The organism is Streptomyces sp. BE303, assembly GCF_036290945.1.
GTDB lineage: Bacteria > Actinomycetota > Actinomycetes > Streptomycetales > Streptomycetaceae > Kitasatospora.
Window position 1 is genome coordinate 85,661 of the sequence record NZ_JAQYWZ010000920.1, and the last position, 12,351, is coordinate 98,011.

Genomic DNA, 12,351 nt, shown 5'->3' on the forward strand with positions numbered 1-12,351 from the left:
CGTTATCAAGCCGACACCGCACATCGTTCATCGCGTGATGAGGTATTCGTTCCGTAGCCATACATGCAACGATGTGAGTTGTTAATGATGCGGCGGGGCCCCAAAAGCCCCGCGAGAAGCGGGAGACAGGTCCGATGAGCAGCGACGGGGGCAGCACGGCCCAGGTCAACGACCCCCAGGTGAAGAACCTACCGACGCAGGGCGGCGCAGACCCGACGGCCCGGGTGCCCAAGTACTACGGCCTCAAGCGCCACCTGCTGCAGCTCACCGAGACCCAGCCCGCAGGGACCCCGGTTCCGCCCGAACGGGCACTGGCGGCACAGTTCGACACCTCCCGCACCACCGTCCGGCAGGCCCTCCAGGAGCTGGTCGTCGAGGGCCGGCTGGAGCGCATCCAGGGCAAGGGCACCTTCGTCGCCAAGCCCAAGGTGGCGCAGGCCCTCCAGCTCACCTCCTACACCGAGGACATGCGCGCCCAGGGCCTGGAACCCACCTCCCGGCTGATCGAGATCGGCTACATCACCGCCGACGACCGGCTGGCCCCACTGCTGGACATCAAGCCCGGCGGCCGGGTGCTGCGGATCGAGCGCCTCCGGCTGGCCAACGGCGACCCGATGGCCATCGAGGTCGCCCACCTCTCCGCCAAGCGCTTCCCCGCCCTGCGCCGGAACCTGGCCAAGCACAACTCGCTGTACACGGCCCTGCGCGAGGTGTACGGCGTCACCGTGGCCGAGGCCGAGGAGACCATCGAGACCACCCTCGCCGACCCGCGCGAGGCCGGACTGCTCGGCTCCGACCTCGGCCTGCCGATGCTCCAGCTCGCCCGGCACTCCTTCGACGCCGAGGGCAACCCGGTGGAGTGGGTCCGCTCGATCTACCGCGGTGACCGCTACAAGTTCATCACCCGCCTCAAGCGGCCGGAGCTGCCCGAGTAGCCGCACCCCTCCTCCGTACTTCCGGGCATCGGCGTGCACTCCCCGCACACGCCGGTGCCCGTTCCGTTTGCCCGGCGCGCGTACCCCTCCTCCACGCCCGTCCGCCTACCGGCGCGCGTTCCACTGACCAAGCGTGCGAGGCACCCACCCGGCGTGCGCACCATCGGGGTGGCGCGCAGATCGCCCGGATGGCGGGAAGTTGCGCGAACCCAGTGACACGGGTCACTCCATGCTCTAGATTCCGCATCCGTACTGACTGTCGATCACCACTGGTGCTGCTCGGCGGACCCACGGGGGGTGTGCGACTCCTCGGGGTTGCGGCGCCGACGAGGTGAAACCCTCCGAAGCGGAGCCGAACCATGTCGTCAGACCTTGATACCGACCAACCTGTCATGCCCGAGCCAGAAGGCCCCCCGAACCTCCCGGCGGTCACCCCCGAGCGGGTGCTGGCCGCGCTCGCCCTGCTGGTGCCGATCGTCGCGATGCTCTGGGTGGGCTCGTACGACAAGCTCGACCCCGAAGCCGGCGGAGTGCCCTTCTTCTACTGGTACCAGTTGCTCTGGGTCCCGGTCTCGGCCGTCTTCACGGTCGCGGCCTACCTGCTGATCAACCGGGACGAGAAGGCCCGCCGGGCCGCCCGGAAGGCGGGTGGCGCCCGATGAACGGGGTCAACGTGCCCGCGCTGGCGGTCTTCGTCCTCTTCTTCGCGCTGGTCACCGTGATGGGCTTCCTCGCCCCCCGGTGGCGCCGCGCCGACAACGCGCTCCACCTCGACGAGTGGGGCCTCGGCGGGCGCAGCTTCGGGACCTGGGTCACCTGGTTCCTGCTCGGCGGCGACCTCTATACCGCGTACACCTTCGTCGCCGTCCCGGCCGCCGTCTACGCGACCGGCGCGGCGGGGTTCTTCGCCGTGCCGTACACGATCGTCGCCTACCCGCTGGTCTTCCTCTTCCTGCCCCGGCTCTGGTCGGTCTCCCGGGTCCACGGGTACGTCACGCCGGCCGACTTCGTCCGCGGGCGGTACGGCTCCAAGCCGCTCTCGCTGGTGGTCGCGCTCACCGGCATCCTCGCCACCATGCCGTACATCGCCCTCCAGCTGGTCGGCATCCAGGCGGTGCTGGACGTCCTGGGCGTGGGCGGCGGCGAGAACGCCAACTGGTTCGTCAAGGACCTGCCGCTGTTCATCGCCTTCGGCGTGCTGGCCGCGTACACCTACTCCTCCGGGCTGCGGGCCCCCGCGCTGATCGCCTTCGTCAAGGACGCCCTGATCTACGTCGTGATCATCGTCGCGGTGATCTACATCCCGATCCGGCTCGGCGGCTTCGGCCACATCTTCGACGTGGCGGGCGAGAAGTTCGCCGCGCCGAAGGCGACCGGCTCGCTCACCGTGCCGGAGAACAAGCAGTGGACGTACGCGACGCTGGCGCTCGGCTCCGCGATGGCGCTGTTCATGTACCCGCACTCGGTGACCGGCGTGCTGGCCTCCAAGTCCCGCAACACCGTCCGCCGGAACATGGCGATCATGCCCGCCTACTCGCTGATGCTGGGGCTGCTCGCGCTGCTGGGGTTCATGGCGATCGCGGCCGGGGTCGGCAAGGGCGACAAGACGTTCAACACCCAGCTGTCGGTGCCGCAGCTGTTCGAGAACATGTTCCCGGACTGGTTCACCGGCGTCGCCTTCGCGGCGATCGGGATCGGCGCGCTCGTGCCGGCCGCCATCATGTCGATCGCGGCGGCCAACCTCTTCACCCGCAACGTCTACAAGGAGTACCTGAAGCCCGACGCCACTCCCGCCGACGAGACCCGGGTGGCCAAGTTCGTCTCGCTGCTGGTGAAGGTCGGCGCGCTGGTGTTCGTGCTCGGCATGGACAAGCAGGCCGCGATCAACCTGCAGCTGCTCGGCGGCCTCTGGATCCTGCAGACCTTCGTCGCGATCGTCGGCGGCCTGTTCACCCGCTGGTTCCACCACTGGGCGCTGCTGGCCGGCTGGGCGGCCGGCATGGTCTACGGCACCTGGAAGGCGTACAGCATCGCCAGCCCGGCCACCAAGCACTTCGGCGGCAACTCGGCCGAGATCCCCGGCATCGGCGAGATCGGCTACATCGGGCTCACCGCCTTCGTGCTCAACCTGCTGGTCTCGGTCGCGCTCACCCTGGCGCTGCGGGCCGCCAAGGCCCCGGAGAGCCCGGACGAGACCCGGCCGGCCGACTACGGCGCCGAGAGCGGCGACGAGGAGCCGAGGAACGCGCCGGAGCCCGTGACGGCGCATTGACGCACCCCGTGCGCGCCCTGTGATCGCGCCGTCTCCTCCGTCAACACTGGAGAGGCGGCGCGATCATATGTATGAACAGCCGCACGGACAGGGCACCAACAGGGCACCACCAGACCGGACCGGAACCGGCCGGCAACTGACCGACCCACGGGGAGCAGCGGCGATGGCAGAACTCGGCACCACGCTCAACGGTCAACACCTCTCCACCACCACCCACCCACCCGGCGCGACGGCCACCGGCCTGCCGTCCGTCCTGATCGCCACCCGCCACGGCGAGTCCACCGCCAACGTCGAGTTCCAGCTCGCCGAGGCCGTCGGCGCGCTCAGCGTGCCGATCAGCTGCCGGGACGCGGACATCCCGCTCTCCCTCCACGGCCAGCAGCAGGCCCACGCCCTCGGCCGCTGGTGGGCCGGCCTGCCCAGCGCCGACCGCCCGCGCAGCGTCTGGTGCTCGCCGTACGTGCGCACCGCCGAGACCGCCCGGATCGCGCTCGCCCAGGCCGCCGGGCTCGGCGCCGTCCCGGTCTCCCTCGCCGTCCGCTACGACGAGCGGCTGCGCGACCGCGAACTCGGCATCCTGGAGATGCTGCCCAAGGCCGCCATCGAGGCCAAGCACCCCGAGGAGGCGGCCCGGCGGCGCAAGATGGGCGAGCTGTACTACCGCCCGCCCGGCGGGGAGTCCTGGGCGGACGTGGCGCTGCGGGTGCGCAGCGTGCTGCGCGACATCTGCGCCGAGGAGGCCGGCCGGCCCGTCCTGCTGGTCGCCCACGACTGCACCGTGCTGATGCTGAGGTACGCGCTGGACCGGCTCACCGAGGCGCAGCTGACCGCGCTGGAGCCGGTGCGGAACTGCTCCACCAGCCTCTGGCGGGCGGAGGGCGACCGGCTGCGGCCCGCGCACTGGAACGACACGGGGCACCTGGGCGACGGGGAGTGGCCCCCTGCGGCCCGGGCCTGAGCGGCGCCGGCCCGAGCGGCACCGGCCGGCGGGGCGCCCGGGCCGCTCAGGCCGGCGCGGGACGGCCGGGTACGGGACGGCCCGCGCGGCCGGCCGGCACGGACGGCCCGGCGGCCCGGACGGCGGACGTCTCGGGCTCGGCGAAGCAGCGGCGGTACGCCAGCGGGGTGGTCCCCAGCCGGCGGCCGAAGTGGTGCCGCAGGGTGGCCGCGTTGCCGAAGCCGCAGCGGGCGGCGATCGCGTCCACCGGCTCCGTGGTCGACTCCAGCAGCCGCTGTGCGAGCAGCAGCCGCTGCCCGGTCAGCCAGCGGTGCGGGGTGGTGCCGGTCTCCTGCTGGAAGCGGCGGGCGAACGTGCGCGGCGACATGTGGACCCGGGCAGCCAGTTGCTCGACGGTCGACTCCCGGTCCAGGTGGTGACGCATCCAGTCGAGCAGCGGCGCGAGCGAGTCCCCGTCGTGCTCCGGCACCGGCCGGTTCACGAACTGCGCCTGGCCGCCCTCCCGGTGCGGGGCCACCACCATCCGCCGGGCGATCCCGCGGGCCACCTCGGCGCCCTGCATCCGGCGCACCAGGTGGAGGCAGGCGTCGATGCCGGCCGCCGTCCCGGCCGAGGTGATCACCGGGTCGTCGTCCACGTACAGGACGTCCGGCTCGACCGTGGTCAGCGGGAAGCGCGAGGCCAGCTCCGCCGTGTGCCGCCAGTGCGTGGTGGAGCGGCGGCCGTCGAGCAGGCCGGCGGCGCCGAGCACGAAGGCTCCGCTGCAGATGGAGAGCACCCGGGCGCCGCCCTCGACGGCCGCCCGGACCGCGTCCACCAGCGGAGCCGGGTACTCGGGGCGGACGCCGGTCGCGGTGACCACGACCAGGTCGGCCTCGGCGAGGCGCTCGGGGCCGTGCGGGACGTCGACGGAGAAGCCGGCGTGCGTCCGGTGCAGGCCGGGGCGGGCGCCCGCGATCGCGAAGTCGTACCCGGGCAGGCCGTCCGCGCTGCGGTCCAGGCCGAACACCTCGCAGGCGACACCGAGCTCGAAGGGGTGGAGCTCTTCGAGGACCACCGCGACCACGTTCTTGAGCATGCCCCCAGGATAGGACGACCGCTGGCAGTTTTTCGATGTATTAAGGCATTCCTGCCACTCGTAGGCGTCCGGCGACGCGAGCAGAGTGGAGTCATGGATTCCGACACCATCGCCAGCGCACTCGCCCTGGTCGGGGCCGTCGGCGGAATCGGCCTGCTCGGCGCCCTGATCGGACGCGAGGTGGCGCAGCAGGACGCCGCCGGACGCGACAACTGGCACCGCCCGGGCGGCTACCCCGTCGACCCCGCCCTGCCCGACCGGCTCTACGGCACCATGCCCGCCGCCTCCCTCCGCCCGTCCGCCGACCCCGCCACCGCCCCCTCCGCTCCCCTCACTGCCACCGGAACCGCCGACACCACCGGCGACCGCGTCGGTCCGTCCACGGCCGACCCGGCGACCGGCGCCGGCAGCGGTTCCGGCACACTGACCGGATGGACATCGCCATCCGCCCGGCCCGCGCCGAGGACTTCGAGGACGCCGGCCGCATCACCGTCGAGGCCTTCGTCGGTGACGGGCACACCTCGCCCGAGAGCGACTACGTCCACCTCCTGCGCGACGCCGCCCGCCGGGCCCGGGAGGCCGAACTCCTCGTCGCGGTCGACGCGGCCGAAGGACGGGTGCTCGGCTGCGTGACCTTCGCGGTCGGCGGCACCGAGTGGGCCGACATCGCGACCCCCGAGGAGGGCGAGATCCGGATGCTCGCCACCTCGGCGGCCGCCCGCGGGCGGGGCGTCGGCGAGGCCCTGGTCCGCGCGGCGCTCACCCGCAGCCGCGAGCTCGGCCTGGCCGGGATGGCCTTCTCCACCCGCCCGGAGATGACCACCGCCCACCGCATCTACCGGCGGGTCGGCTTCCGCCGGTCCCCGGACCGGGACTGGTCGCCGTACCCTGGCGTGGATCTGATGGTGTACAGCCTGGCGTTCTGACGCCCGGTCCGGCCCCGGTTCCGGGTGGCCGGCCGACGATCAACCGGGGTCTTTTGATATAAACCTCTGATCGAGACACCTCGCGGCAGCCCATCGATCGGGGGAGAACAACCCATGCACGACGGGCCCAGCCTCGGCGCGCCCTCGGCGGCGAGCGGACCCACGCTCCAGGACATGCGCGAGGCCCGGGGTATCCCGGCCCCGCGCGGCAGCCGGTACGCGGTACCGGCGCCCCCTCCGGAGCCGCCCCGCCCCCTCCCCCCGTCCGTGCGCTTCGCGTCGGTCGACGGCCTGCGCGGCCTCGCCATCGCCTCCGTGCTGCTCTACCACACCAACTGGTTCCAGAACGGCCTGTTCGGCGTGGACGCGTTCTTCGTCCTCTCCGGCTTCCTGGTCACCCTGGTGCTCATCCGCGAGCTGGACCGCACCGACCGGATCGCGCTCGGCGTCTTCTACCGCCGCCGTGCCAAGCGGCTGCTGCCCGGCCTGCTGGCCACCGTCTTCCTGGTGGTCGCGCTCTCCGCCCTGGTCAGCCCGCTCAAGGACGTCAAGGAGCTGCGCCCCCAGGCCCTGGCCGCCCTCGCCCAGGTGGCCAACTGGGCCCAGCTGGAGCGCGGGGACGCCTACTGGCAGCACTACGCGGGGATCGACCCGCTGGCCGCCATGTGGTCGCTCAGCATCACCGAGCAGTTCTACGTGGTCTGGCCGCTGCTGCTGCTGCTCATCCACGCGGTCTGCCGCCGCTCGCTCACCGCGACCGGGATCGCCACCGGCGTGCTGTTCGTCCTCTCCGCCGCCGTCGCCCCGCTGATGTGGAACGGCTCCAACGCCGACCGCCTCTACCTGGGCACCGAGACCCGCGCGGTCGGCTTCGCCGCCGGGGCCGCCGCCGCCTTCGTGGTCTACCTGCGGCTGCGGCGCAAGGCCGCGGACGGCGCCGGGGCCGGCCCGCGCACCCAGCGACGCTTCCGGGCCGCCTCCGGACCGGCCGGCACCGCGCTGCTCACCCTGCTGGGCACCGCCACGCTCGGCGGGCTGGTCGCGGCCAGCCTCACCGTCCACGACTACAAGCAGCCGTGGCTCTACCAGGGCGGCCTGGCCGCGGTGGCCGCGCTCTCGGCCGTCCTGGTCGCCTCGCTCTGCCACGACCGCGGCCCGCTGGTCCGGCTGCTCTCGCTGCCGCCGCTGCGGCTCACCGGCACCATCTCGTACAGCCTCTACCTGCTGCACCTGCCGGTCTACTGGATGCTCCAGCGGTTCGTCGACGACATCTCGCCGCCGATGCTGCTGGCGATCGGCGCACCGCTCTCCTGGGTGCTGGCCTGGCTGCTGCACACCGCGACCGAGCGGGTGCGGGTCATGCGCTGGCGGCCCTTCCCGACCGTCCCGATCCTCGCCGCCACCACCGCGGTCGCCACCGTCGGCGCCTGGTACCTGCCGGCCTGGGTCTCGTACGACATGCGCTCCGGCTCGGCGGGCCGGCCGCTGGTGCTCGCGCTGGGCGACTCCTTCTCGCAGGACCTCGCCACCGGCCTGTACCGGCACGGCGACCGCTTCCGGGTGGTCGACGGCGGGATCAGCGGCTGCGGCGTGTTCGGCGCGGAGAGGGTGCGCGGCACCTCGAAGGAGGAGTTCGACACCACCGACGAGTGCCGCGACCGCACCGGGCGCTGGGAGCGGGACCTGGGCCGGACCGGGGCGCAGGCGGTCGTGCTACACCTCGGCTGGGACGCCGCCGAGCAGTACCTGGACGGCACCTGGCTCAACCCGTGCGACGAGTACTACCGCACCCGGTACGGCACCCAGCTCGCCGAGGCGGTCGGCCTGATCCGGCAGCGCGCGGGCGACGCCAAGGTGCTGCTGATGAACGAGCGGGTCGAGAACGGCGCGATCAACAAGACCTGGGGCACCTGCTACAACCAGCAGGTCGCCGAGTTCGTACGGGGCTCCGCCGGCACCGTCCAACTGCTCGACCTGAACGCCTTCTACTGCCCGGACGGCACCTGCCTCTGGAAGGACCGCGACGGCCACCTGGTCTCCCCCGCCACCGACGGCGTGCACCTGACGCCGGCCGGCATGCGGGTGGTCACGCCGTGGCTGGAGCAGCAGATCTCGGACGCGCTCGCCGGGGTGCGGGCCGACGGGCCCCCGCCCGCGACGCCGCAGGCCACCCCGGGGGGACAACCGGGCACTCCGGCCCCGGCACCCGCCCAGGCACCCGCCCAGACGGCGTCGCCGGCCGCCACCGGCCAGCCCACGCCCACGCCCACCGGCCAGAGCACGCCGACGGGCCGGGCGACCGGGACGACCCAGCCGCCGGCGGCCGGGAAGCCGTCGACGAGCACGAGCCCGTCCGCCAAGCCCCAGCCCTAGCCCCAGCCCTAGCCGGGTCCTGCTAGGGCTTGCGCGTGGCCTGCGGGCTCCCCGGGGCGGAGCCGCTCGGGGCAGGACTGCTCGGGGCAGGGCTCCCCGGGGCGGAGCCGCTCGGGGCCGGCGTGGTGGCACCCGGGGCCGGGCTCGCCGTCGTGCCCGGGGCGGCGGGCGCACTCGCGGCGGCGGTGCCATGGCCCTCGGGGGCCGCGGGCACCTCGTACGTCTGCGCGAAGCAGTCCCGGATCGCCTTCTCCGAGGCCGGCCGCCCGGCGAAGTCCATCCGCGGGGTGTCCTCGGTGGTCGGCAGGGTCGGGTCGATGCCGAAGTACAGCGACCAGAAGTACACCCCGGCGAGCTTCCGCTCCCGGGCGACCTGGCAGACCGCGGTGAACCAGGTCGCCTGCACGGGCTCGTTCAGCTCGCGCCTGGTGTAGAAGTCACCGGGCGTCTTGTACGCGCCCTTCTGCGCCGGGATGCCGACCTCGGTCAGCTTGGTGGTCGGCTGCACGCCCTTGCCGCGCTTGTCCAGCCAGGTGTTCCAGCTGGCCACCAGGTCCGCCGCGGAGGCGTCGTCCCCCGCCGACTTGGCCGGGAAGTAGGCGTCGACGCCGGTCTGCTCCACCGGCACCGGGATCGCGCCCTTGGACCAGTTGTCCCAGTTGGCGTCGTAGGCCAGCTCGCCGCGGAAGGTCTTCCGCGCCTGCTCCACCAGCCCGGCCCAGTGCGGGTCGCTCTCCAGCGAGTTGAACTCGGTGCCGATGGTGAACTCGGCCGCGCCGTGGTCCTGGGCGGTCTTCAGGTACGGCGTCAGGAAGGCGGCGTAGCTGGCGAACCAGGCGTCCCGGTCGGCCGGGGCGATGTTGCCGCGCCAGTTCCCGGTGGTGGTGTACTTGAGCGCCTCCTCGTCCAGGAGCGGCCGGACGGTGGTGCGCAGGCCCGCGCGGTGCGCGGCGTCCAGCAGCAGGGCCAGCCGGTCCGGGCCGGGCGTGGTCGGCCGGGCCGCGACCGCGTTGGCCCTGGCACCCACCGTGTAGTACGGGAACGTCACCGAGAGCGCGTTGGCGTTGAGCCCGACCACGTAGTCGACGATGCGGTCGACCTTGCCCCGGACGAAGCTCTCCGGGTCGTTCGGGTCGTCCAGCCAGTACACCTGGACGCCCCACTCGGGGCTGCCCTCGGTCCACGGCCGGACCACCTTGGGGCCGGTGTCCACGGGCTCCTGCGGCGTGTCCTTCCCGAAGCCCCAGACGCGGCCCTGCTCCTCCGCGACGCCGGCGAAGTGCACTTCGGTCGGCCGCCGGTGGTCGAACTTGACCGGGTGGTCCCCGAACAGGATCGGGACGCCCACGGTGATGCCGAGCACGGCGGTCGGCAGGATGAAGATGACGAAACGTTTCATGGCTCTGGCAGCAGTCCCGTGTGATCCGTCAGGCCGGCTTGGCGATGACGACGAACTTGTTCTCCTCGCGGCGCAGGAACTTGATCAGCCCCCGCAGACCGCCCCAGCCCTCCAGGAAGGAGAAGAGCGGGATGGCCGCGACCACCACGATCGGCTCCCACCACTTGCGCCGGTGGTTGGCCGAAGCGACCACGTTCAGCCGCAGGCCCTCCCAGTACGTCCAGATCACGTAGGCGAAGTTGATCGACCAGACCAGCACCACCGACTGGGTCACCGGCGAGGTGTTCATCGTCCCGGTGAACCACGCGACCAGCAGCACCAGACCGACGTGCTGCAGCGGGCCGAGCACCCAGCTGACCATGCCCATCCCGATGAACAGCCGGAACCGCAGCGGGATGGACTTGTTGAAGCAGAGCGCCACCAGGCCCCAGGCCCAGCGCTCGCGCTGCTTGAGGAAGTCCTTGACCCCGGCCGGCGACGCCCCGTAGCAGCGGCCGTTGAACCAGTCGCTGCGGCCCGGGTAGCGCAGGCAGAAGTTGAGCGCCATCTGGGCGTCCTCGACGATGGTCTTCGGGCCGAAGTCCCAGCCGATGGTGGCCTCGACCGAGGACCGCACCAGCAGCAGCTCGCCGTGCACGCCGGCGATGGGGGTGCCGGTGCCGGTCATCGCGCGGAACCGGGCGATGTCGTCGGCCGGGCGGATCGCGTCGGCGAGCCAGGTGAAGGTGGAGACGGCGTTCTCCCGGGGGTACGTCAGGATGCCCTGCGCCATGTGCTTGGCGTCGTCCCCGGCCCGGCGCTGCCGGTTGATGAACTGGGCCACCGCGGCGGCGGTGTCCGGCCCGACACCGGTGTCGTCGTCCATGTGCAGCACCCAGACGTCGTCCTCGGCCTCGCCCTCGTCGATCCGCAGTTCGTGCGAGTAGTGGTTGGCACGGGCCTTGAACTTGGTGCCGTTCGGCGTCTCGTACGCCTTCGGGACGGTCACCACCCGGATCAGCGGGTGCCGGGCGGCCAGGTCGTCGATCTTCTCGCCGGCCGCGCAGCCCTCCTCGGTGAGGATGTCCACCCGCATCCACGGGAAGTAGACCGGCAGGTGTTCGACGTACGAGAGGACCGAGCGCTCCAGCGCCGGGTAGGTGTCGTGCCGGCCGATGGTCGGTACCAGCACGATCAGGTAGTCGTCGTCGACCGGCACCGGCGGGGTCATCCGCCCGGCCTTGCGGATCCGGCGGCGCACCATCAGCACACCCTGGAACCCGATCAGCACGCCGAACACCGGCATGCCCCAGAGGATCGTGATCACCCAGCCGAGCGGGGTCGGGTTGGGCACGTAGGCCCAGGTCGAGAAGCCGAAGATGACCAGGAACGAGAGGTAGAAGGGGACGACCCGGGGCTTCCACGACATCTGCCGGTCGGCGAGCCTGGCCGCCTCGCGGGACGTGGTCAGGACCGTCCGCACCGGTGTTGCTGAGGTCATGGTGAAAGGGGTTCCTCGTCGTCTTCGGCTGAGCGTTCATCCGTCCGGCCCAACGGCCGGAGCATCCAGCAGGCTACCCCGGGTAGGGCGGGGTGTCCTGGGGAGGCCGGACCTGACCGGGCGCCACCGGGCCCGGCGTGACCGGTCCGGGCGCCACCGGCGGGGCCGGCCAGGGCTGCTGAGGGGCCGCCGGCCCGGACGCGTACGGCTGGGGCTGGGGCTGGGGCCAGCCGGTCTGGGTCGGCTGCTCGTGCGGGTAGGGCTGGGGGTGCGCCTGCGGCTGGGGCTGGGGGTAGGGCTGGGCCTGCGGTGCCCAGGCGGCCGGCGCCTGCTGGGCATGCGGCTGGGCATGCTGGGCGTGCTGCTGGACCGGCCCGCCGAACGGCGGCTGCCCCGGGAACGTCTGCCCGGGGAACGGCGACTGCGCCGCCCACGGGCCGGGCGCCGGCTCCCGGCCGGTCTCCGGCCGCCGCAGCGAGCGGACCAGCAGCAGGACCAGCACCGCCGTCACCAGCACGCCGAGCCCGAAGGTCACCAGCTTCAGCCAGCCCTCGGTCGTCCCGGTGAACCAGCGGCGCTGCGGCTCGTCCAGCAGCGCACCCGTCAGGCTGCGCACCCGGTTGTAGCCCTCGACCAGCGCCACACCGACCGCCACCCCGCGCGCCCAGCCGTGCCCGCGCAGCAACAGGACGCCCGAGACCAGGTACAGCAGGCCGTAGTTGAGGCTGCCGGTCTCGGCGGTCACGGCGTCGCTGCCGTAGTAGAAGATGCCCTTGACGAAGGTGGCGACACCGGCCTGCCAGAAGCAGTTGTACGCCGCCCAGCCGAGCAGGACGGCTCCCCAGGCCACGGCGATGCCACCGGCCGGGCGGTCCGGACGCACCTGTGTCATCTCCCGTACCCCCGCCCGCCGGGTGTCCCCCGGCATCA

Annotated in this window: 10 protein-coding genes; 6 read left to right on the top strand and 4 right to left on the bottom strand. The window is 72.6% G+C overall.

From position 1 onward, the window contains the following. Positions 1-134 precede the first annotated feature (134 nt). From PUR56_RS37700 to PUR56_RS37715, 4 genes are all read left to right on the top strand, one after another. Positions 135-935: a GntR family transcriptional regulator gene (locus PUR56_RS37700; protein ID WP_329883108.1), complete on the top strand. Its 801-nt coding sequence runs from the start codon at positions 135-137 to the stop codon at positions 933-935. A 392-nt stretch (positions 936-1,327) separates the two neighbouring features. Then, positions 1,328-1,597, top strand: a complete 270-nt coding sequence (locus PUR56_RS37705) for a DUF3311 domain-containing protein (protein ID WP_329952270.1) — start codon at positions 1,328-1,330, stop codon at positions 1,595-1,597. Then, positions 1,594-3,207 (top strand): monocarboxylate uptake permease MctP, encoded by a 1,614-nt coding sequence (mctP, locus tag PUR56_RS37710; RefSeq protein WP_329952271.1) that lies wholly within the window; start codon positions 1,594-1,596, stop codon positions 3,205-3,207. The genes PUR56_RS37705 and mctP overlap by 4 nt, the downstream gene beginning before the upstream one ends. Before the next feature lie 163 nt (positions 3,208-3,370). After that, positions 3,371-4,165, top strand: coding sequence for a histidine phosphatase family protein (locus PUR56_RS37715; protein ID WP_329952272.1), 795 nt, complete (start codon positions 3,371-3,373; stop codon positions 4,163-4,165). Positions 4,166-4,211: 46 nt separating this feature from the next. Here PUR56_RS37715 and PUR56_RS37720 read toward each other — a convergent pair whose 3' ends face one another. Then, positions 4,212-5,243 carry a helix-turn-helix domain-containing protein gene (locus tag PUR56_RS37720; protein WP_329952273.1) on the bottom strand — a complete coding sequence of 344 codons (1,032 nt, stop codon included), beginning with the start codon at positions 5,241-5,243 and terminating at the stop codon, positions 4,212-4,214. Between the two features lie 431 nt (positions 5,244-5,674). Between PUR56_RS37720 and PUR56_RS37725 the strand changes: the two genes are divergently transcribed. Both PUR56_RS37725 and PUR56_RS37730 read left to right on the top strand, forming a co-directional pair. After that, positions 5,675-6,169, top strand: a complete 495-nt coding sequence (locus PUR56_RS37725; protein ID WP_329952274.1) for a GNAT family N-acetyltransferase — start codon at positions 5,675-5,677, stop codon at positions 6,167-6,169. 114 nt (positions 6,170-6,283) lie between these two features. Further along, positions 6,284-8,542: an acyltransferase family protein gene (locus PUR56_RS37730; RefSeq protein WP_329952275.1), complete on the top strand. Its 2,259-nt coding sequence runs from the start codon at positions 6,284-6,286 to the stop codon at positions 8,540-8,542. Positions 8,543-8,564: 22 nt separating this feature from the next. On the opposite strand, the gene PUR56_RS37735 is transcribed toward PUR56_RS37730, so the two are convergent. The 3 genes from PUR56_RS37735 to PUR56_RS37745 form a co-directional block, all read right to left on the bottom strand. Beyond that, positions 8,565-9,941: a glycoside hydrolase family 113 gene (locus tag PUR56_RS37735; protein WP_329952276.1), complete on the bottom strand. Its 1,377-nt coding sequence runs from the start codon at positions 9,939-9,941 to the stop codon at positions 8,565-8,567. 28 nt (positions 9,942-9,969) lie between these two features. Beyond that, positions 9,970-11,421 carry a glycosyltransferase family 2 protein gene (locus PUR56_RS37740; RefSeq protein WP_329883116.1) on the bottom strand — a complete coding sequence of 484 codons (1,452 nt, stop codon included), beginning with the start codon at positions 11,419-11,421 and terminating at the stop codon, positions 9,970-9,972. Positions 11,422-11,494: 73 nt separating this feature from the next. Then, on the bottom strand, positions 11,495-12,313 hold the full coding sequence (locus PUR56_RS37745) for a hypothetical protein (RefSeq protein ID WP_329952277.1): 819 nt from the start codon (positions 12,311-12,313) through the stop codon (positions 11,495-11,497). Between the last annotated feature and the right edge of the window lie 38 nt (positions 12,314-12,351).

Bases quoted from the DNA above. Each gene is read 5' to 3' on its own strand.
- PUR56_RS37715 (WP_329952272.1), top strand. From the start codon at position 3,371: ATGGCAGAACTCGGCACCACGCTCAACGGTCAACACCTCTCCACCACC.
- PUR56_RS37700 (WP_329883108.1), top strand. From the start codon at position 135: ATGAGCAGCGACGGGGGCAGCACGGCCCAGGTCAACGACCCCCAGGTG.
- PUR56_RS37720 (WP_329952273.1), bottom strand. From the start codon at position 5,243: ATGCTCAAGAACGTGGTCGCGGTGGTCCTCGAAGAGCTCCACCCCTTC.
- PUR56_RS37745 (WP_329952277.1), bottom strand. From the start codon at position 12,313: ATGACACAGGTGCGTCCGGACCGCCCGGCCGGTGGCATCGCCGTGGCC.
- PUR56_RS37730 (WP_329952275.1), top strand. From the start codon at position 6,284: ATGCACGACGGGCCCAGCCTCGGCGCGCCCTCGGCGGCGAGCGGACCC.
- PUR56_RS37725 (WP_329952274.1), top strand. From the start codon at position 5,675: ATGGACATCGCCATCCGCCCGGCCCGCGCCGAGGACTTCGAGGACGCC.
- mctP (WP_329952271.1), top strand. From the start codon at position 1,594: ATGAACGGGGTCAACGTGCCCGCGCTGGCGGTCTTCGTCCTCTTCTTC.
- PUR56_RS37705 (WP_329952270.1), top strand. From the start codon at position 1,328: ATGCCCGAGCCAGAAGGCCCCCCGAACCTCCCGGCGGTCACCCCCGAG.
- PUR56_RS37735 (WP_329952276.1), bottom strand. From the start codon at position 9,941: ATGAAACGTTTCGTCATCTTCATCCTGCCGACCGCCGTGCTCGGCATC.
- PUR56_RS37740 (WP_329883116.1), bottom strand. From the start codon at position 11,421: ATGACCTCAGCAACACCGGTGCGGACGGTCCTGACCACGTCCCGCGAG.